Source organism: Leptolyngbya sp. AN02str (assembly GCF_050565595.1).
In the GTDB taxonomy this organism is placed as follows: Bacteria; Cyanobacteriota; Cyanobacteriia; order Elainellales; family Elainellaceae; genus Kaiparowitsia.
The window spans coordinates 48,935-73,391 of the sequence record NZ_JBNXVR010000034.1 but is presented as its reverse complement, the minus strand read 5'-3'; the positions used below and the strand labels follow the sequence as shown (position 1 = coordinate 73,391).

The 24,457-nt window shown below is 50.0% G+C and carries 21 protein-coding genes, 1 other RNA gene and 1 riboswitch; of the genes, 14 read left to right on the top strand and 8 right to left on the bottom strand.

Annotated features, from left to right (window positions below; translation table 11 throughout):
- Positions 1 to 502: 502 nt before the first annotated feature.
- A complete protein-coding gene (locus ACQ4M4_RS21135) occupies positions 503 to 1,012 on the top strand; it encodes a cupin domain-containing protein (protein ID WP_430686446.1) in 510 nt (169 codons plus the stop codon).
- A gap of 190 nt (positions 1,013 to 1,202) precedes the next feature.
- Positions 1,203 to 1,679 (top strand): cupin domain-containing protein, encoded by a 477-nt coding sequence (locus tag ACQ4M4_RS21130; protein ID WP_430686445.1) that lies wholly within the window; start codon positions 1,203 to 1,205, stop codon positions 1,677 to 1,679.
- Positions 1,680 to 1,755: 76 nt separating this feature from the next.
- Here ACQ4M4_RS21130 and ACQ4M4_RS21125 read toward each other — a convergent pair whose 3' ends face one another.
- Together ACQ4M4_RS21125 and ACQ4M4_RS21120 are read right to left on the bottom strand one after the other, a co-directional pair.
- The gene (locus ACQ4M4_RS21125; RefSeq protein WP_430686444.1) at positions 1,756 to 3,075 is read right to left on the bottom strand and encodes a hybrid sensor histidine kinase/response regulator; all 1,320 of its coding nucleotides are present in this window, start codon (positions 3,073 to 3,075) and stop codon (positions 1,756 to 1,758) included.
- 82 nt (positions 3,076 to 3,157) lie between these two features.
- A complete protein-coding gene (locus tag ACQ4M4_RS21120; protein WP_430686443.1) occupies positions 3,158 to 5,551 on the bottom strand; it encodes an MASE1 domain-containing protein in 2,394 nt (797 codons plus the stop codon).
- Positions 5,552 to 5,800: 249 nt separating this feature from the next.
- On the opposite strand from ACQ4M4_RS21120, the gene ACQ4M4_RS21115 reads away from it, so the two are divergent.
- The 5 genes from ACQ4M4_RS21115 to ACQ4M4_RS21095 all read left to right on the top strand — a co-directional run bounded on the left by ACQ4M4_RS21115 (position 5,801) and on the right by ACQ4M4_RS21095 (position 10,495).
- Complete coding sequence (locus ACQ4M4_RS21115) at positions 5,801 to 6,286, top strand: OsmC family protein (RefSeq protein WP_430686442.1); 486 nt, start codon at positions 5,801 to 5,803, stop codon at positions 6,284 to 6,286.
- A 135-nt stretch (positions 6,287 to 6,421) separates the two neighbouring features.
- Entirely contained in the window at positions 6,422 to 6,838 is a 417-nt protein-coding gene (gene arr / locus ACQ4M4_RS21110) for an NAD(+)--rifampin ADP-ribosyltransferase (protein WP_430686441.1), read from the top strand.
- 170 nt (positions 6,839 to 7,008) lie between these two features.
- A complete protein-coding gene (locus ACQ4M4_RS21105; RefSeq protein ID WP_430686440.1) occupies positions 7,009 to 7,617 on the top strand; it encodes a PIN domain-containing protein in 609 nt (202 codons plus the stop codon).
- 688 nt (positions 7,618 to 8,305) lie between these two features.
- Positions 8,306 to 9,499 (top strand): dipeptidase, encoded by a 1,194-nt coding sequence (locus tag ACQ4M4_RS21100; protein ID WP_430686447.1) that lies wholly within the window; start codon positions 8,306 to 8,308, stop codon positions 9,497 to 9,499.
- A 126-nt stretch (positions 9,500 to 9,625) separates the two neighbouring features.
- Entirely contained in the window at positions 9,626 to 10,495 is an 870-nt protein-coding gene (locus ACQ4M4_RS21095) for an oxygenase MpaB family protein (RefSeq protein WP_430686439.1), read from the top strand.
- On the opposite strand, the gene ACQ4M4_RS21090 is transcribed toward ACQ4M4_RS21095, so the two are convergent.
- The gene (locus ACQ4M4_RS21090) at positions 10,476 to 10,961 is read right to left on the bottom strand and encodes a GNAT family N-acetyltransferase (RefSeq protein WP_430686438.1); all 486 of its coding nucleotides are present in this window, start codon (positions 10,959 to 10,961) and stop codon (positions 10,476 to 10,478) included. The two genes, ACQ4M4_RS21095 and ACQ4M4_RS21090, sit on opposite strands and share 20 nt — an antisense overlap.
- A 307-nt stretch (positions 10,962 to 11,268) precedes the next feature.
- Positions 11,269 to 11,412: riboswitch (guanidine-I (ykkC/yxkD leader) on the top strand.
- A gap of 457 nt (positions 11,413 to 11,869) precedes the next feature.
- Here ACQ4M4_RS21090 and ACQ4M4_RS21085 point away from each other — a divergent pair.
- From ACQ4M4_RS21085 to ACQ4M4_RS21065, 5 genes are all read left to right on the top strand, one after another.
- Positions 11,870 to 12,880, top strand: coding sequence for an ABC transporter substrate-binding protein (locus ACQ4M4_RS21085; protein ID WP_430686437.1), 1,011 nt, complete (start codon positions 11,870 to 11,872; stop codon positions 12,878 to 12,880).
- A 122-nt stretch (positions 12,881 to 13,002) separates the two neighbouring features.
- On the top strand, positions 13,003 to 13,863 hold the full coding sequence (locus ACQ4M4_RS21080) for an ABC transporter permease (protein WP_430686436.1): 861 nt from the start codon (positions 13,003 to 13,005) through the stop codon (positions 13,861 to 13,863).
- 135 nt (positions 13,864 to 13,998) lie between these two features.
- Entirely contained in the window at positions 13,999 to 14,772 is a 774-nt protein-coding gene (locus tag ACQ4M4_RS21075; RefSeq protein WP_430686435.1) for an ABC transporter ATP-binding protein, read from the top strand.
- Between the two features lie 165 nt (positions 14,773 to 14,937).
- Positions 14,938 to 17,892 carry a PAS domain S-box protein gene (locus tag ACQ4M4_RS21070; protein WP_430686434.1) on the top strand — a complete coding sequence of 985 codons (2,955 nt, stop codon included), beginning with the start codon at positions 14,938 to 14,940 and terminating at the stop codon, positions 17,890 to 17,892.
- Between the two features lie 10 nt (positions 17,893 to 17,902).
- On the top strand, positions 17,903 to 18,637 hold the full coding sequence (locus ACQ4M4_RS21065) for a CPBP family intramembrane glutamic endopeptidase (protein WP_430686433.1): 735 nt from the start codon (positions 17,903 to 17,905) through the stop codon (positions 18,635 to 18,637).
- Here ACQ4M4_RS21065 and rnc read toward each other — a convergent pair.
- The 4 genes from rnc to ACQ4M4_RS21045 form a co-directional block, all read right to left on the bottom strand.
- Positions 18,576 to 19,379, bottom strand: coding sequence for a ribonuclease III (rnc, locus tag ACQ4M4_RS21060; RefSeq protein ID WP_430686432.1), 804 nt, complete (start codon positions 19,377 to 19,379; stop codon positions 18,576 to 18,578). The two genes, ACQ4M4_RS21065 and rnc, sit on opposite strands and share 62 nt — an antisense overlap.
- Positions 19,380 to 19,403: 24 nt before the next feature.
- Positions 19,404 to 19,860: RNase P RNA component class A (rnpB, locus tag ACQ4M4_RS21055), an RNA gene on the bottom strand.
- 52 nt (positions 19,861 to 19,912) lie between these two features.
- Complete coding sequence (locus ACQ4M4_RS21050; RefSeq protein ID WP_430686431.1) at positions 19,913 to 20,566, bottom strand: hypothetical protein; 654 nt, start codon at positions 20,564 to 20,566, stop codon at positions 19,913 to 19,915.
- Positions 20,567 to 20,600: 34 nt separating this feature from the next.
- Entirely contained in the window at positions 20,601 to 21,056 is a 456-nt protein-coding gene (locus ACQ4M4_RS21045; RefSeq protein ID WP_430686430.1) for a hypothetical protein, read from the bottom strand.
- Positions 21,057 to 21,349: 293 nt separating this feature from the next.
- Between ACQ4M4_RS21045 and ACQ4M4_RS21040 the strand changes: the two genes are divergently transcribed.
- Complete coding sequence (locus tag ACQ4M4_RS21040; protein WP_430686429.1) at positions 21,350 to 21,985, top strand: hypothetical protein; 636 nt, start codon at positions 21,350 to 21,352, stop codon at positions 21,983 to 21,985.
- A gap of 150 nt (positions 21,986 to 22,135) precedes the next feature.
- Here the strand turns inward: ACQ4M4_RS21040 and ypfJ are convergent, their stop codons facing one another.
- Entirely contained in the window at positions 22,136 to 22,978 is an 843-nt protein-coding gene (ypfJ, locus tag ACQ4M4_RS21035) for a KPN_02809 family neutral zinc metallopeptidase (RefSeq protein ID WP_430686428.1), read from the bottom strand.
- A gap of 410 nt (positions 22,979 to 23,388) precedes the next feature.
- Here ypfJ and ACQ4M4_RS21030 point away from each other — a divergent pair, with 410 nt between their 5' ends.
- Positions 23,389 to 24,330 (top strand): LysR family transcriptional regulator, encoded by a 942-nt coding sequence (locus tag ACQ4M4_RS21030; protein ID WP_430686427.1) that lies wholly within the window; start codon positions 23,389 to 23,391, stop codon positions 24,328 to 24,330.
- The last annotated feature ends 127 nt before the right edge of the window (positions 24,331 to 24,457 follow it).

Here is a 24,457-nt window from a genome sequence, read left to right as displayed (position 1 = left end):
ATCAATAACACCCGCAATCAGTCCCAAGTGGTCCAAGTTCTCGATCTGCAAGGGGGCGATCCTAACTCGTCTCCCTCAGCTTATCCCCACTCCCTTTAATTCCCAGAGCAACCTGCGGAATGTCGGAGCTAACACTAACATCAGTTCGGATTAAGGGCTTTTTCAAAGGTCGCGCGACACGCGACGTTTGAAAAAGCCCAGTTTTGCGTGCGCAACGTGCACGCAAAACTGGGCTTTGCTTATCCCGAATTCACGTTAACCCTAGGTTGGTGCGGCGGAATAAAAGTTATCTGTCAGAATTTAAGCTTGTCTACCGCCGCCTAATTTCACCGTTGTACTGCTAGGTTTTTGGGCAAGAGGTAATCAACAGGCTATTTGCCAATGCGCAGGATTGAGGTATTTTGAGATTTTGGCAGGGCAACAGGTGAAGGGAATCTGAGAAGCAATTGAGGTTTGATTATGGTGCTCAGCCCATCTGCCAACTTGATAGGAGGACATCAACGTGACTGATGAACAACATTCTCTGCTGAAAGCATCCGACATTAATGCAATGAATGCGTTTGAGTTTCACCATCCGCTCAATCCTAATTCAGAAATTTATTTACACTTCCTTGGGCGTGCTGTCGGCCTCAAACGCATTGGTGTAACAATTGCTCGTGTACCACCAGGCAAAGAATCTTTCATTTTCCACGCTCACCAGAATGAAGAAGAATGGGTTTACATTTTGTCAGGACGAGGGATTGTGGAAATTGGAGATAAGGAATACGAAGTTGAACCAGGAGACTTCATGGGATATGGGCTACCTCAACAACCCCATCATCTTCGCAATCCATTTGATGAAGACCTTGTGTACCTGATGGGTGGAGAAGCCGGAGGTTTGGATATTGGCATTTTTCCTCGGCTTGGTAAACGAGTGATTAGGGACAGTGAATCAGCTTACATAGTGGATGAGTCCGCACTACAACTTTTTTGGAGTAGCCAGCAGCGTAGCAAGCCATCTACCGAGGATTAATATCTGTTGGAGTGGTCACGGCATCACAATCCTGGTGCAAGAATTCACCGAACCCCTCGTGAGATTTCAAATCTCTCTACAACCGCTGACCAGGAACGTTGTGCAGTTGAAGTCCCTGATAAAAGTCTCCCTGTGTGGATATAAAGGTTGTTGGCAGTTGCTCAACCAAAACGTAACGTAGAGAATGAAGATGAGAAAGCAAGCACCAATTTCGGCCACATCGATTCCAGCGTCCATGGGCAAGACAATTTACCCAGAACCGTATGCATCACTGGTTCAAGGTCGATTGAAACGCAAACTGGGTGAGTTTTTTGGCCTAACCAACTTTGGAGTCAATTTAACTCATCTTTCACCAGGTGCCGTGTCTGCTCTTGCTCACAGTCACTCCAAGCAGGATGAATTCATCTTTGTGCTGGAAGGCACCCCAACGCTGGTTCTTGGAGAAGAAGAATTTACGTTGAATCCTGGGGATTGCTATGGCTTTAAGGCAGGTACAGGGATTGCCCATCAGCTTGTCAATCGGTCGGAAGCGAGCGTGGTATACCTCGAAGTTGGCGATCGCACCGCAGGAGATGAAGTCGAATACCCAAACGACGATCTCAAGGCCACCCAATTGCCAAATGGTACATGGGCTCTAACGCGCAAAGACGGTCGCCCTATTCGGTAACTGCAATTAGGCATCACCCCAAAATGTGCCGAGCGTAATTAGGTACGAACGATTAGAGGGAAGCAAACAAGCTGATTTATTCAATTGGCAAAGTAATCACAAACTCTGTTCCTTCTCCTGGCTTGGAGCTAACTGCGATCGTTCCTTTATGTTTTTCAGTAATAATTTGATGGGCGATCGTCATTCCCAACCCTGTTCCTTTGCCAACAGGCTTAGTTGTGAATAGATAATCAAACAGACGCTGCTTGACTTCATCTGTCATTCCGATACCATTGTCTGCAATCCGAATGATCACACTCCGTTCATCATCGATGAACTCAGTTGTAATCGTAATTTGGTTAGGCATATGTTGGATCGTTTGATAGCTGCGGTCCTGGCTCATATCCTCCAATGCGTCGATTGCATTCGCCAAAATATTCATAAAAACTTGATTGAGTTGCCCTAAATGGCACTGAATATTTGGAATGTTTCCATAGTTTTTAATCACTTGAATGTCTGGACGCCGCTCTTGAGCTTTCAAGCGATGCTGCAAGATCATCAAGGTACTTTCAATTCCTTCATGAATATCTGCACAGACTTTGATATCTGCATCCGCCCGCGAGAATGTTCTTAGGGATGTACTAATGTTGCAAATGCGTTCAACCCCCATCTGCATAGACATAAACATCTTGGGGAGATCATCCAGAAGATAGTCAATATCAAGTTCTGCTGCTACTTGCTGAAGTTCTTTGTCCGGGTCTGGGAACTTGGTTTGATACAGTCGAAGGTAATCAATCACATCGTTCATTGCCAATCGGGCCTGTTTTAGATTGCCAGAAATAAAGCCGACGGGATTGTTAATTTCGTGGGCAATGCCAGCCACAAGTTGACCCAGCACAGACAGTTTTTCGCTTTGAACTAACTGCAATTGTGCTCGTTTCAGTTCTTGCAGGGTTTTCGTCACCTCAGCCGTGCGCTGTTGAACCCGCTGTTCTAAGTCTTGGTTTTGCTGTTCTAGCTTTAAGCTGAGGCGACGCAGCTTTAGATGGGTTTGAATGCGGACTAAAACTTCCTCCTGCTGGAATGGCTTCGTAATGTAGTCCACCGCACCAAACTGAAAGCCTTTCACCTTATGGGAGGTATCGGTTAGCGCTGTCATGAAAATTACGGGAATGCTGCTTGTGGCTGGATCAGCTTGCAATTGACGACAGGTTTCAAATCCATCAATTCCCGGCATCTGAACATCCAATAAAATCAAATCTGGTGAATGATTTTTCGCTTGTTCAATGCCATTTAGGCCATCCATTTCTACTAAAATGTCATAACCTGATGAACCCAAAGCATTGTGCAATACTTCCAAGTTGGTTGGGTTATCATCAATCACTAAAATAGTGTCATAACTAGAATTTATGGCCATCGGTATATCGCTCCCTCAATCAACATCAAACGTATTTACCCGTAGGTAGATAATTCAAACAATCGGTAAATTACTGAATAAATCACCCCACTTTTTCTTGAAGAAATTGACGAATTTTTTGGATGTTGAATTCCTTTGCAAATAAGTTCAACTGATTGACGAATGGATGATAGGTGTCATCCAGTTGAGCTAAACGCTCTAATTCTTGCTGAATTCCCTTAATTTGCCCTCGCTTGGCACACTCTAGCAGTGCAGATAGTTCGGTACGGGGCGGCACAATTAGCTCAGCTGGGGATGCTGTTTTTGGCGCGATCGCACTCGTCTCGGTATAAATCCACTCCAGTTGCAGATGCTTTGTCAAAAGGTGATAGAGTTCCGGTGCTTGCACAGGTTTAGCCAAAAAATCGTTCCCCCCGGCTGCAAGACTTTTATGGCGATCGGCATCAAACGTGCTGGCCGATGACACAATCACAGGCAAATGTTTCAAAGCTTCTGATTGCCGCACTTGCATCAGAAAATTCCAACCATTCATCATGGGCATGAGCAGATCGGTGATGATGAGGTCGGGTTGGGTTTGCTGAGCCGTATCCAACCCTTCCTGGCCATTGCTGGCTTCCACCACGGTAAAGCCCAAAGGCTGTAACAAGTTGGTCAACACAGAGCGATTCTCCCAGCGATCATCCACCACCAAAATACGTTTGCGATCGCCCGTGTAGCCTGTAATGCGTCCTTGTCGAGTTACAGCACTGGTTGTCGTCCAATTCGCAGCAACCCGGCACTCAATGTCAAACTCAAACACGCTGCCGACATTGGGTTGACTCTTGACCTGGATGTAGCCCCCCATCATCTCAACAATTTTTTCGGTGATAGCCAGTCCCAGTCCTGTGCCTTCCGTTTGTCGCCGTACTTCCCCCACTTGTTCAAACGGTAGAAAAATTTGCTGGAGTTGCTCTGGCGACATGCCAATTCCTGTATCTTTAACCGCAAAGCGCAACCGCACTCGCTCCGGTTCCCGCAAAAACTCAACAACATCCACTCGCAAAATGACACGACCGCGATCGGTAAATTTGATGGCATTCCCTAAAAGATTCAACAAAACCTGACGCAACCGCTTTTCATCGGCAGTAATGCCCGTGGGCAAATTGCTGGGAGGTTCGTAAATGAACTGAATCTCTTTTTGTTCAGCCCGAATGCAGCAAATTTCTTGAACCCCTTGTAGAAACGAAGGCAAGTGAAAATCGCTGGGATCGAGTGACATTTTGCGGGCTTCGATCTTGGAGAGGTCGAGCACATCGTTAATCAGGTTCAGCAAATGGGAGCCGCAATTGTAAATCGTCTCAATTCCGCGTTGTTGTGGTTCTGTAAGGTTGGATGCTGCTGCCAACACCTGAGCATAGCCAAGAATTCCGTTGAGTGGTGTACGAAGTTCGTGGCTCATATTGGCAAGAAATTCGCTCTTGGCTTGGTTTGCCACTTCAGCTGTGGTTTTTGCCTCCTTCAGCTCAAGCGTGCGTTCTTCAACCCGGTGTTCTAGCTCGTCATTGGCTTGTCGCAATTTGGTTTCTGCTCTCCGATTTTCGCTAGTCATGGCAGAAAGAACAAACGTGGTAATTGCAATGACACAAATAAATGATTGCAGCAAGATTAGCGACTCATTGGGCGAGTCGGCATTTGCAAAGGAGCCAAAACCGCGAACCGTGCCAAAAATGGAGATGGCTGACACGATGAGTACCAAAAATGTGGATGCTCGTGCTTCAAAACGAACGGCAGACCACATCAACGGCGGAATCACCATATATTCAATTGGGTAGCCTCCTGAAAAGGCAATTTGACCGATCACCAGCATCGAGAAGAGCACCAGAACAAATTCGATACTTTCTCGCCGCTGAAACCGTCTTGGACGATCGGAGGGTTGCAACCACGCTAGCAGCAGCGGGGTCACCACTAAAATTCCCGTACTATCGGAGGCTAGCCAGGTGCGAAACACATCCCAAAATGCAACCCAGGGGGCAATTCCGCTCACGCAAAGCGTTAGGGCAGCCAACACTGAGCTGGCCAACGGGCTGGGAATCGTTAAAATAATGAACTTGAATATATCCTGCGATCGCTCCCAAAAGTTGCGGTGTTTGATGAAGCGATGAATGAGAACGGTTCCAATAATGGGAGTCAAAAGATTCACCGCAGGAATAATACTGCTAACGAGAAAATTACCCTTAAAGAAAATGATGTAACTAACAATAAAATCACTTAAAAATAGAATTGGAAGAATACGATAACCAAAAAATAAGGTTGCTGCCAGGAATAATCCAAGTGAGGGCCAAAAAACGGATGCTCCATTCACAAACGTCATGGACAATCCAACATAGCCAAGTCCCAAATGAATAACAGGAATGACCAGAGCGGCAATTAAAAACGGTTGATCAAACTGTTGATGAAACCTACGTGTGATTTTTTGTGTGACAGCAATTGGTTGCATTTCTCATTTCTCCATAGCCGAAGCAGGGCACTTCCCAACAGAATGTCCACCTAGAATTCAAGGCTGCTCAGCAAGCATCGCTCCCTCGCAGATCAAGGCTCTTCTATCTTTCCCAATGCGATCGCTTCTCTACACAACTTTTATCTCTGCTGGGGTTGGAAAACCCACAAACCCCATAGACAGCGGCTCACAATGAGTGGAGTAAGGTTCGTTGAATGATAGCTTTTGAAACAATGCTGAGGGGAAATCATGGCCAATCACAAAACTCATCAATATCACACCCAAATTTTGTGGACGGGGAACCTGGGGCAGGGAACAGGCAGCTACAAGGCCTATGAGCGATCGCATCAAATTATTGTGGAAGGTAAACCGCCCATTTTAGGCTCATCGGATCCTGCCTTTCGGGGAGATCACACCAAACACAATCCAGAGGAGTTGTTTCTTGCGTCAATCTCCGCTTGCCATATGCTCTGGTATCTCCATCTCTGTGCAAAAGTGGCGATCGTCGTCACCCACTATCTGGATCAGGCATCAGGCACCATGCTGGAAACTGAAGATGGCAGCGGACACTTTGCAGAAGTCCTGCTGAAACCCATGGTCACGATCGCCCCAGGCAGCGATACACAGCAGGCAGAACAGCTGCACGAGCAAGCCCACCAACTTTGCTTTATTGCCAACTCCGTCAACTTTCCAGTCTTGTGCAAACCAACCATTCACGTCGCTCACAGTGGATAGCCCGTATCGTTCGCTAGAACCAGGCTTCAGCTCCAACCAACTCTCCACCGAGCCAATACAAGAGTTGCCAGCAAAAGCCTTGTCCATAAGCGATAGCATCGTGCAGCCCATGCAAACAGTATGAGGAACACACCAATGGCAGCGATCGACAACCCAAATTCCCAACGCTTCTACCACGGTACAAAAGCCAACCTCAAGCCAGGAGATTTCATCGAGCCTGGTTATCACTCGAACTACGGCAAGCGGAAGAAGGCGGCCTATGTCTACTTAACCGCCACCCTGGATGCAGCTACCTGGGGAGCCGAGCTGGCCGTCGGCGAAGCCCCCGGCAGAATCTACCTTGTGGAACCGACTGGCCCAATTGAAGATGACCCTAATCTGACAGACAAGAAGTATCCAGGCAATCCAACAAAGTCTTACCGCTCCCGCGATGCGCTGCGAGTCACAGGCGAGGTAACAAACTGGCAAGGGCACTCTCCCGAACAACTCCAAGCCATGAAAGATAACCTTAAGCGACTGAAGCAACTGGGCATTGAGGCGATCGAAGACTGAGCCAACTCGCCATCCACAACCACAACCAACCGATGAAAACCTATCAACGAACATTTGGCGGGTCTACAGTAAGCTATTGCGAATATTCGCTGGCTTCGTTTGTGGCTAGGTAGTAACATCAGACACCTTTAAGGGAATAATCCGCTTGTAGCATCCGACAGGGGGTTTTCATGAGTCAAAAGCTGAAAAAGACTATATTGCTTGTTGATTATGAGAATATCCAAAACATTAATCTGTCTGTAATTCAAGAGCAGGAAATCGAGATCAAAATCTTTGTTGGACAAGCCCAAAACAAAGTTCCTATTGAATTGGTTCAAGCTACACAAAAATTTGGCTCAAGAGTTGAGTGGATCAAAATAGAAGGAACAGGCAGCAATGCACTTGATTTTCACATTGCCTTCTATTTAGGTAGATTTAGTAAAGATATTGGAGGAGGCTCTTTTCTTATCTTGTCCAAGGATAAAGGTTTTGACCCATTAATTAAGTACATCAATAAGAGTAAAGTTAATTGTCAAAGAATTCAAAGTTTGCTTGAGTTATCAAAAGAAAAAGATGCGTTGATTTCTCAAAATACGGATTCGATAACAAAAGCGATTGAAAACCTATCAAAAATCCAGAAGAATAAACGCCCTAGAACCCGAAAAACTCTACGCCAGCATATAAAATCATTGCTCATTCAGAAAAAATTGAGTGATCAGGAAATTGATACTTTAGTGGACACCTTATTTGTACAGAAAAAGATCTCTGAAGCCAGCAATCACCTGACTTATAATTTTTGACAAATATTGAGTGCCGATGAATTTCCATAGGTTTGTGTAGATTCAGTCTTCGATCGACAATCAAGTAGCCAACAGACGAGAGTTATTAAACTGATTCCAGGTTGTTTGCTGCTAATCATCTCAGCCGTTGTATGGCAGTGAGTTGTGTTTTCAAAAGAATTGGAGGCAGATTGTGCCAAGACGCATTTACATCTCGTGTGACTTCACTGAGCGTGAACTTGAACACGTTAAGGCTTTATGTCATTTTTTGCAGGCTTCGAAGTGCCTCATCCAGTTTGCACCTGACCCACAATGGAGTTTTTATCCAGGAGTAGAGGAGGCAATCGAACGATGTGATGCGTTCATTGCTGCGGTTGGGATGGGTTACAGTTGCAGTACTTGGTTAGCCCATGAAGTTACTTATGCCCTAGCACTTCAAAGGGCGCGTATATGCCTCCGCCCGCAAGTATTTGCTGTGCGATTGAATAACTACAATCAGCCAACATGGGTCGATAACCTTTCAGTAGAGTGGCTACAACAAGATGAATATTATCGTTTATTACAGGAACCTGAGCAACGTTCAAATGCCCTCAGTTGACATACAAAAAGTGTCATGCAACGGGTGAGCTACGATTGCAGATGTAGTCCCAAAGATTAAAATCACTGCCGATCGCACATGTTAGGCAGAAAATCTAGAAATATAAGTGTGATGAATAAACAACGCATGGGCAAGGTGCTGCGATTGGGGTTCAGTGCAACCATCATTCTTGTCATTTTTATGGCGATCGCCATCTTTTCCGTTGGGCCATCTTTGGTCGCAAAACGGTTTAATCCTGTGGGCAAGGTTGCCAGTCAGGCTCCTGGCACATCGTTACAAGCATTGCATCAGTCATTAACCATTGCCGATCTCCATGCCGATTCTTTGTTGTGGGGAAGAGACTTATCTAAATTTGCCACGTATGGACACGTTGATATTCCTCGATTGCTGCAAGGCAATGTCGCCCTGCAAATGTTTACCGTAGTCACCAAAGTTCCAACCCCATTGCGGCTAGAAGGAAACAGCGATCGCAGCGACAACATTACCAAACTAGCCATTTTGCAACGATGGCCCATCTCATCCTGGTTTAGCCTCAAGCAACGTGCCCTGCATCAAGCCAAAAAACTTCAAGCCCTTGAACGCAAAACATCAGGCCAATTCAGGCTGATCAAAACCCAGCAAGATTTGAATCAATACCTGGCTCAAAGACAGCAAAACTCATCCATCACCGCAGGCATATTGGGTTTAGAAGGCGCCCAAGCCTTAGAAGGCCGCATTGACAATGTCGATCAGCTATATGACGCGGGCTTTCGGATGATTGGGTTGGCGCACTTTTTTGATACGGAGGTGAGTGGCTCTGCCCATGGCGAAAATCGAGGCGGCTTGACACCCTTTGGGCTAGAGGCCCTGAAGCGCATGGAAAACTTAGGTCTGGTGATTGACTTGGCTCATGCCTCATCTCAAGCTTTTGATGAAGTCATCCAACACACACACCATCCTGTGCTGGTGTCTCATACGGGCGTGCAAGGCACCTGTGAGAATGCCAGAAATTTGAGCGATCGCCAGCTCCAGCAAATTGCCCAAACTGGAGGTGTGATTGGCATTGGCTTTTGGGAAACAGCCGTGTGTGGAGATGATGTTGGGGCGATCGTTCGCGCTATTCGCTATGTTGTTGACCAAGTTGGGATAGACCACGTTGCATTAGGATCAGATTTTGACGGTGCAGTGCGGGTTCCGCTCGATGCCTCTCAACTCCACTACATCACACAAGCCTTGCAGCAAGAGGGATTTAACGAACCCGAGATTCGCAAAATTATGGGCGACAACGTCATCTCTCTTTTGCAACAGTTACTTCCAGCTTCGTAACTTGCAATTCGTAACTTGCAACCAGAGTGATCCATCGTCAACAGGACTCAACAGATAAAAGCCTAATTTGGATTTCATAGCAGAAGTGAGAAAATAAAATAAGAGCAAGATCCATTGGGAAGGTTCATGAAACGATTTGAGCGTTTTCAGGCAATTCAACAGCTCGATCCCATACGAGATACCTGCACCATTTGCAGACAGCTTGCAGGTTACGAGTTTCCATGGGATATTACCCGAGCCCTGGAAGTCGCGCTATTTCGCACCTTTTGCGTTCCTAGCATTGCCACCCTGCTCGATCGCACCGCCGAATTTCATCACCGTTCCCAAAAACGCTACGACGATACAGGTCTCATGGTTTCCCTCATTTTGCAATGGGGATACGACACACCCAAAGGGCAAGCGGTCATCCAGCGGATGAATCAAATTCATGGGCACTTTCCCATTTCCAACTATGATTTTGTGTATGTTCTTTCCACATTTATTTATGAACCTGTGCGATGGATTGAACGGTTTGGCTGGCGACCCTTGAGTGAATCAGAAAAACAAGCTTTATTTCACTTTTGGGTGAATGTAGGGAAACAGATGGAAATCCAAGATATTCCCAACACTTATGCTGAATTGGAGCAATACAATCTGGAATACGAGCGCGAACACTTTCAATACAGCGAAGCGAATCAACGAGTTGGGAAATCAACACTCAAGCTATTTCTCAGTTGGTTCCCGCTCCCCTTACGGCCTCTCATTCAACCCTTTGTCTATGCCATTATGGACGATCGCATACTACAAGCATTCGGTTTTCCATCTCCGCAGCCGTGGCAACGTCGTTTACTAGAACATATGTTGCGATCGCGCGGCAATCTTCTTCGCTATTTTCCTCCCCGGCAAACGCCAAACTTTTATAGCGACGAACCCCAGCGCAGCTATCCCCAAGGCTACGATTTGACCGATTTAGGCCCACCCCACATGCTGCCCAAGCTCAATCAGTCAAAGCCTTAGCGCTAAACGGTTCTAGCATCTTCACCATAAATACACTGTTTGGATCATCCCCATAGGCCCCAAACGGGCCGCAGAATTGAAACCCGTAGCGAGCATACAATGCTCGTGCTGGAGCAAATGCAGGAAAGGCTCCTGTTTCTAGATACAAGCAGTGGTAAGCACGCTGTATCGCCTCGGCAACGATATGCTCCAACAGTTTAGAGGCGATTCCTTTGCGGCGATGGGTCTGTACAGTTCGCATCGATTTCACTTCGCCACTTGTCGCATTCAGTTCTTTGAGGGCACAGCACCCCAACAGTTCATCGCCATTCCAAGCAGACCAAAAGGTAATATCGGGCGATCGCAACGCCTGCAAATCGAGTGCGTGCACACTACCGGGTGGCGTAATCTCATGCATATTTTCCAGATGTTCTTGCAGAAAGCGAATAATTTCCGTCCCGGTTAGATCATCTTGACGAATCTGCAAAACCGATGCTCCTTGACGTTCACCTTTTTCTTTTCATTTCCAGATGCGATCGCATTTAGAAATGAAAAACTAATCACAACTCAAGCTAGTCTTTTTAAAGCATTCTCAAATCTAAATTGCTTTCTGGCTCAAGCGTGAATATTTCCACCCATCAGTATTGCAATAAAGTCGATGATGCGATCGCTGATTTTAATCGCCGCCTTTGTCAGGAAATCATAACAAAAACCGTAATGCCCACGAATTATGTAGCTCCAAATACTGTTTGTTCCCCCAATCGTTAGTAGCTTACTCCTACCAAGTAAATATTTTTAGAGACGCCTAGGGTTCCAGTTAAGCCTAAAACCTTTGTTGCTGGCTTAGTGTTTGGTCCGAGAGGTGTCTGTCGACGCTAGATGTGTGAAGTGATGTCACCTTGGCTTCGATTACACGGAGGGGAAAAAGCCCGGGAGGTCTTAGGTTTCAAAATAGCCTAAGTTCTTCTGGGCTTTTTTACATATCATCAGTGCAGATAGTCAATGTACAGAAAATTTGCTTTATTCAAGCTGGAGATTTTTCATACAAAGATTCAATGAATAAAGCTTGCTTCTCCTCTTTATCCTGGCATTCATTCACCTGCTTCAACATGATTCATTGCAATCAAGACAACTTAAAATCTATATCTTTAGTTGGTTTTTAGTTAAAAGGCTGTAGTGTGTTTAATCATTGCTATTTGCATCTAAATCTAAGACAATTCTCAATTTAAATTACATTTAGTTCCAGTTTTTTTCACCCAATTCCATCCAGCAGAACTCAGTTTTTTCTAATTTTCACCTTCGTCTAGAAACAATATGAAAGGGTCTGTGTTCATCCATTATTTTCGCCACCTAAAATCGTCTTTTCTGTGTGGAGTACTATTTCTGTGCAGCGCTATGCTCACTGTAGGCTGTACCAATCCGGCAGTCTATATTCAAACCACCAATCAAAGCGAAGCCATCGCTGCAACGGTTGACAGCAACCTTACCCCCATCCATCTGGGATTTAGTGCTTGGCCCGGCTGGTTTCCCTGGCAGGTTGCCCAGGAAGAGGGCCTCTTCCAAGCGCAGAATGTTCCAGTGGAGTTGAAGTGGTTTGATGGATATTTGGAATCCATCAGCACGTTAACGGCTGGGCAAATTGATGCAAATAGCCAAACCCTTGGGGATACCGTTAGCTCAGTCGCAGGCGGAGCAGATCAAGTGGTTGTGCTAGTCAACGACAACTCCACTGGCAATGACAAAGTCATTGTGCGGGAGGGCATCAATACGATTGCAGATCTCAAGGGCAAAAAGATTGCGGCAGAAGAGGGAACGGTTGATCATTTCTTGCTGCTCTTGGGCTTACAAGAGGCTGGCCTATCCGCAAGTGATATTCAGTTCGTGCCGCTAGAAACGGGCAAGGCCGCTGCGGCCTTTGTGGCAAACCAAGTGGATGCAGTTGCGGTGTTTGCGCCATTTACAACTCAGGCGCTCAAACTGCCAGGTAGCAAGGAATTGTTCAGTTCACGCGACTTTCCGGGTGCAATTTCAGATCACTTGGTCGTTACACGTCAGGCGATTGATGAAAAACCTGAGCAGGTACAAGCATTGGTGGATACGTGGTTTGCCACGTTGGACTTTATTCAATCCAACCAAAGCAAAGCCTACGACATCATGGCCAAGCGGGCTGGCGTTTCGGTTGAGGAATACATGGACTATGCCGATGGTACGCGCCTGTTCACCCTGGAAGAAAATTTACAGGCTTTTCAACCGGGTAGTGATCTAACCTCGTTGCTTTATGCGGCTGAGACTATGAGCGATTTTTTGCTGGATGTGGGATTGGCGCAGACCAAACCTAACACCACATTTTTGTTTGACGATCGCTTTGTGAAAGCGTATGCCCAACGCAAAGCTAATGCAGCCTAAAGCAGAACTCATATTCATGGGCGCAACAAACCAACCCACGCTCAAGGTAGATAGGGGCGATCGCCCTCTCCACTTGCTTTCACTATCCTGACATCCCACCCCACTTTTTAGCCGAGGTTACGATGAACCCAAGCTCTGTTCCACCCCGCTCTATCAAGTCATTCCTCAAACCCAAGGCCATTCAGCCAACTGTGTTTTGGCGACTAGCCGAAGATATTCCAAAACCACTCAATACTGGGTTGGTCATTACATCGATCGCACTGCCAATTCTGCTTTGGTGGTTGGTGACCACATTTGGCAACATCAACCCTCAGTTCTTGCCCTCTCCCGGTCAAGTGCTCAACGCATTTGGTCGGCTGTGGAGCACGCGTGAATTGCTTAAAGATACTGTGGCAAGTCTGTGGCGGGTTGGGGTGGGTTTTTTGTTTGCTGCCGCCCTTTCAATTCCCGTTGGGGTTTTGATGGGCAGTTTTCCCAGCATTCGAGCTTTGCTAGAACCGCTGTTTGGCCTAATTCGCTACATGCCCGCACCTGCCTTTATTCCCTTGTTAATTCTGTATTTGGGAATTGGCGAAGAACCCAAAATCACCCTCATCTTTATCGGTGTCTTTTTCTTTAATTCACTGATGGTGATGGATACGGTTAAATTTGTGCCAAAAGACTTGATTGAAGCGACTTACATGCTGGGTGGAAATCGATGGGAAGCGCTGACTCAGGTGATTTTACCCCACGTGCTTCCTGGCATTTTGGATGCCTGCCGCATTAACCTGGCAGCAGCATGGCAGTTAGTCATTGTTTCGGAGCTGATTGCAGCCACAGAAGGGCTGGGCCGCCGCATCAGCGTTGCCGGACGATTCTTACGAACGGATGAAATTTTTGTGGGCTTGATCGTGATCGGCGTGATCGGCTTGGCGTTCGATCTCCTGTTTCAATATTTGCTGCGGGTGACCTGCAAGTGGTCTAGCCAAAAGCGTGAAGGCTGAGTCATCCATGCCTAGGTCGCAGCCTGATCGGGCTCGGCCTTGCAATCAAAGTTCTGTTCGTCTCATTTCCATGCGATGCACTTTGTCTTACAGAGTCTTACAGATCGCGTTATTGATTCATTGGAGCATTCTCTTATGTTTTTACAAATTGACAATTTGAGTAAGCACTTTCCAACTCAGAACGGTACATTAGTCGTGCTGAAAGATATCAACATGACCATTGAACAAGGCGAATTTATTTGCGCAGTTGGTGCGTCGGGTTCTGGCAAGTCAACGCTGCTGCGGCAAATCGCTGGGCTGGATACGCCCACCAGCGGCGAGGTTTGTATCGATGGCAAGCGGGTAACGACTCCTGGCCCCGATCGCGGCATGGTGTTTCAGCACTACACGCTGTTTCCCTGGATGACCGTGCAGGAGAACACCGAGTTTGGTCTAAAGTTGCAGGGTGTTCCCAAAAAGGAGCGTCGTGAGCAGGCAAGCTACTACCTGAGCGTGGTGGGTTTGTCGAACTTTGCCCAGTCGTTGCCTAAGGCCCTGTCGGGTGGGATGAAGCAGCGAGTCGCGATCGCCCGTGCCTTAGCATCTGAACCCAAAATTTTGCTAATGGATGAACCGTTTGGTGCGTTGGATATTCACACCAAAGAGTCGATGCATGAGTTCATGATCGATTTGTGGCAGCGCACGGGAATCACCATTTTTATGATTACCCACGATGTAGAAGAGGCCGTATTTCTGTCAAACCGGATCTATGCGCTGGGCTCGCGACCAGGGACGGTACGGCGAGTCATTACCGTGAACCTGCCCGATCGCACCCATGTGGTTAAGCGTCAATCCATCTTTCACGACTATCGAGATGAGTTGATGGATTTGCTGCGCCAACATGGGCAAGAAGCCGTCGCGGTTGGGTAGGCGCGGTTTTGGCTGGGGCGATCGCTCTTAGTCAGCACAACTGGGTTTGGGATGGCAATCGTGAAATGTCGCAATTGCACCCTTTTTTACGGAACAACCTATTTTAATATTGAAGCTACAGAGAGCCCTGGACTTTCTGCGAGAGAATAGGTATCCACTGAACGAGTGGGGCGCATTCGCAAACCCGATACCATGACCCCCGGCTTTGACCTATTACAGACGTTGCGGAGCTACTGTCGCGACGAGGCGGCGTACCGCCAAATCTGTCTGATTTTGGAGGAGATGGCTGAAGCATCAACCCAAAGTGAGGCGCATTATCGCGCCATGCTGGATGCCAGCCCCGATCTCATGTTTCGCATCAGTGGCGAAGGCATTTATCTCGATTTCAACGGCAACGAGTTCACCAAAGCATCGCAGGACAGTATTGTGGGCAAGCATTTGGCGGATGTGCTGCCACCCAATATTGCCGAGCTGTGCCTGCAGGCAATTGAGCAGGCGATCGCCACCGGAACACTACAAACCTGCGAATATCAACTATCGGAACCTAGCGGCCTTCGGGCTTATGAGGCGCGGGTGGTGGTGTGTGGCGATCGCGAAGTGCTGTGGATTGTGCAAGATGTGACCCAGCGCAAACACATCGAGGCCGAGCTGCGCGCTAGCGAAGAGCGAATGCACAGCTTCTTTGAAGCCACCTTCGAAACGGTCATCATTCACGACTACGACCGCATTTTGGATGTGAACCCAGCGGGGGAAGCCCTGTTTGGCTACACCTACGACGAAATGATCAACATGCCCGTGCTCAACCTGGCAGAACCCAGCGCGCGCGATCGCATTCGCCAGCAGTGGCGATCGGTGTCTTCTACCGGGCACGCTTCCCATTACGAATCGGTTGGCATTCGCAAAGATGGCTCCACCTTTATTGGTGCGGTGTCGGTCAAGTCAATTCAGTTTCGAGGACGGGTGGCCCGGGTGGCCAGCATTCGCGACATTACTCAGCGCAAACAGTCCGAACAGGCCATTCTGCAAAGCGAGGCGCGCAATCGGGCGCTGGTAGAAGCATTTCCCGATCTAATTTTTCGCATTCATCGAGATGGCACCTATTTAGACTGTAAAGCCGACGAAAACTTGCTCATTCCAGCGGAGGAGCTCATTGGCAAAACGGTGTACGAGTCCATGCCGCGAGAACTGGCCGAGCAGCGCATGGCCTATGTTCACCAAGCGCTGGCCAGCGGGCAACCCCAAAATTTTGAATACCAGATGCGGCTATCGACCCTGAAGCAAAATCCCACCATCACCCGACTGTATCGGCAAATGGTGGATGCACGGGGTATTGCACCAGAACAAGCCGACCTGCGCAGCTACGAAGCCCGTGTGGTGGTGAGTGGGGATGACGAAACAATCGTGATCGTGCGCGACATTACCGAGCGCAAGCTTACGGATGAGGCGGTGCGTCTGTCGCAAGAAAAGTTTGCCAAGGCGTTTCACTCTAGCCCCAATGCCATGACGCTGGCAACGTTGAAAGATGGCCGTTTGGTGGATGTGAACGAAGCGTTTTATGAAACCTTTGGCTACAGCCGCGAAGAAACGCTCCAGCACACGGTACATGAGATCAATTTTTGGGTGAATCCGAGCGATCGCGCCCGCATGGTCGAAGCCCTCTTGCAGCAAGGTTCGGTGCGCAATCAGGAATACCAATTCCGCACCAAGTCGGGCGATATTCGCGTGGTGCTATTTTCCGCCGAAATTATTGATATCCAGGGCCAGCCCTGCTTACTGGATGTCATGGCCGACATTACCGAGCGCAAACGAACCGAAGAGCGCGATCGCCTGGTATCGCAAATGTCGCTCCGCATTCGAGAATCCCTCGACCTGCAGCAAATTCTCAATACCGCTGTTGACGAAGTGCGGCAGTTTCTGCGGGCCGATCGCGTCACCATTGGCCACGATGCACCCGGCACGCTGGGCAAAGTCGTAGCCGAATCGGTCACCCCCGGCTACCGCTCCATGCTGAATGTCGAATTTCATGACTCGGTATATATCAACGAAGTCATTGAGCTGTTTTCCGATCGCCAGGTCAAGGTGATTACCAGTCCCGCCGAATTAGAAAACTACCCCGCGATTCTGGATCACTTTGCCAAATATCAGGTGCAGTCGGCTCTGTCGGTTCCCATTCTGCTCGACAATCAGTTCTTCGGGTTGCTGGTCGTGCATCAGTGCAACGGCCCGCGCCAGTGGGATGCCTTTGAGGTGGAGCTGTTGGAGCAACTGTCCACCCAAGTCAGTATTGCGGTGCAGCAGGCCAAGCTCTTTCAACAGGTGCGCGAACTCAACGCCGATTTGGAACGCAAAGTGCAGGAGCGTACTGCCCAGTTGCAACAAAAAATGGAAGAACTCCAGGAACTCAACGACTTGAAGGACGAATTTCTCAACGCGTTTTCCCACGATTTGCGAACTCCAGTGATGGGAATTTCACTCGTGATCCGCAACTTGCTCAACCAACCTGGGGAAACGATTCCCGTGTCGCGCTCCATTTTGGATCGGATGGTGCAAAGCAGCGATCACCAGCTGGCCCTAATCAAGTCCTTGCTGGAAGCGCACTCATCCGAAACACGCGGCGTCAGCCTGAATCCTGAATTGGTGCAGCTCAGCTTATTGGTACAAATCATTGCAGAAGATATTGAACCGATTGTGCAAAAAAATCGGGCAACGCTCACCAATGCCGTGCCCGAAGACCTGCCGCTGGTGAATGCAGACCCCGTACAGCTGCGGCGCGTGTTTGAAAATTTAATCACCAATGCGTTGCACCACAATCCACCAGGCGTCCACATTACCATTGGCGCTTCGGTCGAAGAAGACATGATTCGCTTCACCATTCAAGATGATGGCACTGGCATGAGTCAGGAAACCTGCGATCGCCTGTTTAAGCGGTATAGCCGAGGAGCCGGGAAGTCGCGCCATTCCACCGGCATTGGCTTAGGGCTATACCTATGCCGCCAAATCATTACAGCCCATGGTGGACAAATCGGCGTCACCAGCAAACCGGGTCAGGGTTCCACCTTTTGGCTCACGCTGCCGTTGGCCATTCCCACTGGGGCTAACCCCGCGTTAACAGAAGGTTGACGGCAGAAGAATGACGACAGGCAACCTAAAAAACCGCGATCGCGCATTGGCTCGTTGGCCAGCCGCCCTGTGGCTGGCCCTAGTTTGCGTGGCCGCCAGTGGCGGTACGACTTTGCGCTTTTTTGGCCCAAGGGAACTGGAAGCAGAATTTGGGGCGATCGCCTATACCCTATCTCGTCTGCTATTGCTGGGGCTACCACTGGTGTGGTGGTGGCGAAATTCTAGAGAATTTGCGTCCCTGCAGTTTACGCCACCCACACGCGCCCACTGGAGGGCGGGACTAGGGTGGGGACTGGCAATGGCAGGCATCATCCTGGCAACCTATGTCGGGCTGGGGCGAACCTGGATTTCGCCGGAAGCGGTGCGGCAACAGGCCCAAGCCGTGGGTATTACCAGTCCGGCAATGTTTCTAATGGGGGCGGCTTACTTTTCGTTGCTCAATGCTGTGGTGGAAGAGTACGTGTGGCGATGGTTTGTGTATGACCAGTGGGAGCGATTGCTAGGCCATGCTTCAGGTCTCGCCATGCTGGGAGCGGCGCTGTGGTTTACGCTGCACCACATTCTGGCATTGGCGGCTTATACCCCCATTGGCGTGGTTGTGTTGGGCTCGGTGGGAGTTTTTGTAGCGGGCATGATTTGGTGTGAGTGCTACCGTCGCTACCGCTCGATTTGGCCCAGCTACATTAGCCATGTGCTGGCAGATCTGGCGATCGCTCTGGTGGGGTGGCAGCTTCTATTTGGCTAAGGGACACTTGAAAGGTTGAGTCTGCTGGGCTGAGCTGCTCTTGCAACCGATCAAATGCGATGCGCGCAGCGGCCTGTTGGGCGGCTTTTTTGGATTGTCCCTTGCCCTGGCCATAGCTTTGTCCGTGGATAAACACCTCGGCCACAAACCGTTCGGGATGGCCATACCGCTGCGATAGCTCCGTTAGGCGGTACTCTGGCAGCACGCCCATGTGCGTTTGCGTGATGCCCTGGAGTGCGCCTTTGTAGTTCAGCCGAGCTGGATCACTGGCAATGATCGTGGCAAATTCTTGCAGGTGGGAATCCAACCAGGGATGAATCAAATTGAGCGATCGCCCACTCAGGTACAGGGCAGCCAGCATAGCCTCCATTGCCGCAGCAATGCGCGTATCGTGCCCCACCCGATCGGCGGCAGCACTCGGCCCCATCAGCAAATATCGCTCTAACCCGTAGCGATCGCCAATTTGCGCCAACATGCGATCGCTCACCAGCACGCTACGCATCGCAGACAATTCGCCCTCTGGCACCGTCGGATAGGCCGCATACAAAAACTCGGCGGCGGCCAGCTTCACCACAGCATCGCCCACAAACTCCAGCCGCTCGTAATTGGCCGTGGCAGAAGCCGTGGGATGGGTCAGCGCCATATCCAGCAAATCCCACCGGATGGGTGCATCGGCGGGCAAACCCAGCTTGAGCGCAAGTCGGCGCAGCTCCTTTTCTCGATAGGGCGAACTCAAGGTCATGGCACAACGTCAAAAACCAGGGGTGGAAAGAGGCAGACATAAGCCGGGTTCTGTTCACCCAGCGGCGCACCGCTGAATGGGCAGCTATCTATCTGGGATGACTGTCACCAGCCACCTCAAGCGGATTGGCAGCCGCACTGCACAGTTGCCTGTACAGCACGTCTCGGAGCCGGTAAAAGACCAACCGTTGCTCCTTCGACCTTGCACCCCACCGGGGTTTACCGAGCCAACGCCTCACGGTCGTTGCTGGTGCGCTCTTACCGCACCTTTGCACCCTTACCAGGAGGAATTCGGAATTCGTAGTTCGCAATTCGTAATTACGAATCACGACTTACGAATTAACAATCATCCTGGCGGTATGTTTCTGTGGCACTATCCTCACGCTCACGCGCACTTGGCGTTACCAAGCAGGTCTGGTCTTTCGGGAGCCCGGACTTTCCTCAGATCTTGAATCAAGATCCGTAGCCGCCTCGCTGCCTCTTTCCTCTTTTAAGTCTATCGGACTTAACTTGACCAACGCTGAACTTTCGGTTTTACGAACTCTCTTTCTTTTGCTTCCAGGGGTAGCCCGCATCCCACGGAACCCGCTTGACGATAAAGCGGCACAGCACGGCGTACATATCGGTCTCTTCATCCAGGGCTTGGTTTGTATCTGCAACGCGAAACACGAGGCGAAAGGCAAATTCGAGCTGGGCCTCTTCTGGTAGCGATCGCGCGGGAGACAAATCCACCAGGGGCGCGGCCACCTGCAAGGTACCGTCAGCATTACGTCGCAGCATATCCTCGGCGACAACCCGCTCTGTTAGCATTTTGCCAGGAGCAATCACGCTAAAGATTTGCGGACGAGATAAATCCAGATTCATGGTGGGGGTAATGCGCACTACCCGGCGCGATCGCCCCGAAAAATTGGTCAGCGAACACCGATCCCAATCCACATACATCGCATAGGGCGAACTGTTCACCACCGTTAGCGACAAGTCGGGAATGGTTTCAAACTGGTAGCGAGGACGAAAGGGAATGCGAATGGCGATCGCATTTTGCAGTCCTTGTTCCTGAAGCTGAGCCTTGAGCGATGCCTGGTCAAAAATGACCGCCGCCTGATCTTCTAGATTATTGTAGGCTCGGTAGCCCACGTAAATCAGCGTGAACAGGTACACCATCACAATCACGACATCCAGGGGGGCCATATGCCAAGCCTCAGGCTATCTAGTACCGCAGCCCCTAGCGCCGCACCTGACCCACAAACCCCGAAGCTTTGAACTGTTCTAGCTTGAGCGGAGTCGCCAACAGGTCAGAAACAGTAATGCGTAGCTCAAAGTCGCCAATTCCGGGTTCCACCGAATCAATCGACCCCAACCGCGTGCGGTTTTGCATGACAGGGTTATTGTTGGCGTCGTAAATACGACCAAAAATATCCGCATTGTTGACTGGCTTGCCCGATTTATTCTCAGTTTTGCCAAACACAATAAAACAGTTAGCTGGGGTGGCACTGCCACCGGATGTTACGGTTCCCTCGGCAATCTCCGCCGGACACTCCTTATAATCCACGTCGAACAGTCGAATTTGAGTCAAGGCCCAAGCGCTGGACATGGGCAGCCAACTGGCAAAACAAATGAAGCCTGTGGCAATCGCCACAACAACGAGATGCAGCCAGCGAGAGATAGGGGTCGTACTCATATCAGTTCAATCGATTGCAAGGAGGTGCTTACCCCAAGAGTACCGCGAAACGAGGGTTCCCGATCCACTGCGATCGCCCTCTAGCCCCACCTTGCACTCCAGCCACCCCAAGAGTCTTCAGCTCCAAGGCACGATCTTCTTGCCCCACGAACCGACCGCAAAAAGTCGATTGTTGGCAATCGCCGCTCAACGAAAATTCTCAGACTTCGGCCATAAAGTTAACGAGATCTTGCAAAAGATTGAGGTTCGTTGAGTTTTAGGAGGATAATGCAAAGCCAACCCCCGGTTCATTTTTGACATTTGTAACTGCCATGTCGAGTGCTGAGTTTGAGGCAGCCCTCAAGGCTGCAATTGACGAGTGTGACGCGGTAGGATGTCCGCTCAGTGGACAACAGCAGGCCATTTTGATGCGGGCGATCGCCAATCCTTTGGCTCCCTCATCCAGTAGTGAAGAAAATCCACTGGATAACCTGCCACCTGAGCAGCGTCAGGCGCTGATCGATTTTATTGCCGAGCAAGAGCAGCAAAGCCGTAACTGGAAAGTACAGCTACTCAACGATTGGCTGGCTGGCCGCGAGTCGGGCAAGGTGCAGTTTATTCGCGATGAGTATGGCTTGCAGTGGTTGGAGCGGGTGCGGCCGTCTCATGTGGTGCGCTATGCGCGGCCAACTCGCTTGGTGGTGGGCGATCGCATCGAGGTTTCCAATGGATTGTGGGAATGGGTGCAAGACGATGGCCCCTGTAGCCGCGAATGGTTTTTGTGTACGGTCATTAGCGTGTCGTCACCCAATGGTGGCAGCACCAGCCCAACCGACCTGCCCACGGGGCACACCAACTGCATTATCCGATTTGATAACGGCATGGAATACGAAATTCAAGGCATTTACGAATGGAATCGCTATAACTGGCGCTGGGCCGAAACCGAATAGCCCAGCCGAATATCGTTGATCAAGCCCAACTCTCTCAGGCTACAAGTTTCGTCTCTGATACGTCCTGCATTCATCTCGCCCTGGTTTCCAGCTCTCGATTGGGCAGCCCGCAGAATTGGGTCAACCGTCAAGCCAGCTAAAGGCGTCGGACTACAGGCGTTGGGCTTCAAACGTGTTGCATTGCTCAGGGTCACCCGTGTTGACTCCCTGGCGAAACCAGCGAACCCGCTGAGCCGAGCTGCCGTGGGTAAACGACTCAGGCACAACATACCCCTGCGATCGCCGCTGCAATCGATCGTCTCCAATTGCCGCAGCCGCATTCAGCGCCGCTTCTAGGTCCCCAGTCTCCAGCTGCACGATCTGCGCATTATGGCCCCACACCCCAGCAAAGCAATCGGCCTGTAGCTCCAGCATCACCGACAGTTGGTTAGCCTCGGTGCGGCTGACTCGTCGCTGCAACGATTGCACCTGGCTCGAAATGCCTAACAAGTTCTGCACATGGTGGCCGACTTCGTGAGCCAGCACATAGGCTTGGGCAAACTCGCCCGGCGCACCCAACTGAGTCCGCAAATCTTCATAAAAGCTCAAATCAATGTAGATTTTTTGGTCGAGTGGGCAATAGAACGGCCCTACGGCCGCCTGGGCATAGCCACACGCCGACTCAACAGCTCCCGAAAACAACACCAGCCGTGGCTCTACATAGCGGGCACCTTGTTGCTGAAACAGAGCGCCCCAAGTTTCCTCGGTATCGGCTAAAACAACGCTCACCAGTTCTGCAGACCGCTCATCCGCAGGCGACACTTGGGCCGGGGGAGACTCAAGGTATGGAGAAGGGCCAGAATCCAGCACGATGGATGGATCAATGCCAAAAAACATGGCAATGAGCGCCAAAATGACGCTGCCAATGCCAATTCCGGCTCCACGACGACCACCGCCACCCATGCCGCGCCGATCTTCAATATTGATACTGCGTCGCCCTGTTTCCCACCGCATGGTTCTTCACCGCAACAACATTGGCCGCCTGGTTGTGCCCTGGTTTGCTTGTTTGACCGGAGTGCTGGCGTGCTTCCACTCACGATCTTGGCAACCAGAGCAGCTCAGCTTGAGCAAATTCTAAAGGCGATCGCGATTGTTGAAAAGTATTGAACGGTAGAGATCGGCAGAGAATCTTGCAACTATGCGATCGCCCCTGAGTGCAGTTGCAGACCAAGGACTCAGGCCCACTCCTAAATTTTGGCGATCCCATCTAGCAATCTGGCGTACTGTTTATTGGTCGGCTTGTGGGTAGACTATTGAATCTGCCAGAGTAAAAGCTCTGCCGGGGTAAAAGCTGTTTGCTGATTTGACGATATGAACTGGCGGTTCTGTGTTGCTTACGTTGCTATGCTCAGGCTTAACGCCATATGAGAGATAATCCTCAAAATCAAATGAAGCTGTCTCAGCTACGGATCTTGGTCGCCGTCGCCGAGCATGGCAATTTTAGCGAAGCCGCATTACATCTCAACATGTCGCAATCTGCCGTGAGCCATGCGATCGCCGCCTTAGAAGAGCACCTGGGTGTAGTACTGCTGGTGCGCGGACGGCATGGAGCCAGACTCACCCCCGTTGGCGAACAAATTGTGCCCCACGCCCTGCAAATTGTCAGCCGGGCTGAAGCCATTACCAAAGCGGCAGAACTGGCCCGTGGACTCCACGGTGGGCAAGTGCGCATTGCCTCTTTTCGCAGCGTTGCAGCCCACGTACTGCCATTCGTCATTGCCGAGTTTCACCAACAGTTTCCCGAAATTGCCGTTAGCTTGATAGAGCATGATGACTGCCCCGACGTAGAGCAAGCCTTGCAAAACGGCGAGGCCGAAATTGGCTTTACGCTTTTGCCAACCGAGCGCCATTTTGATAGCTGGGAGATTTTGCGCGATGAGTTTGTGGCATTATTTCCGGCATCGTTTCAGCCCAGTAAGCCCACAATTTCCTGGGATGATCTGACCCAGCAATCCTTGGTCATGCCACCCGTTGACTACAGGATGATGCGCAAGCTGTACGACCATGTCGAACAGCACGGGTATCAGCTCAAGGTCGCCTATGAAGTGGGCACCGATGCGGCTATTGTTGGCCTGGTGGCGCAGGGGTTGGGGGCCACCATTTTGCCCCGCCTAGCTGCGGAGCCAATTCCCCCCAATGTGCAGGTGTTTTCGCTGCCCGTTCCGGTCGAGCGCATGATTGGGGCAATTGTTCGGGCAGATGCCCTGCATCCCCCTGCCGTGTATGCCTTTCTCGACATTCTTAAAAAACGCCAAGTAGAAGAACCCAAGGGCGATCGCACTCCCCAAAAGTTGAAAACCAAATAAGCGCTTTTCCCATGCCGTTGGGAATCAACAACTGACAACGAGTCAGGCCAGAGATCTAGACTGACATCAGTTTTGGTTGAGGGAGATGTTTTGAGAGTTGCGCGCCGCACACCCTTCAGAAATCTCC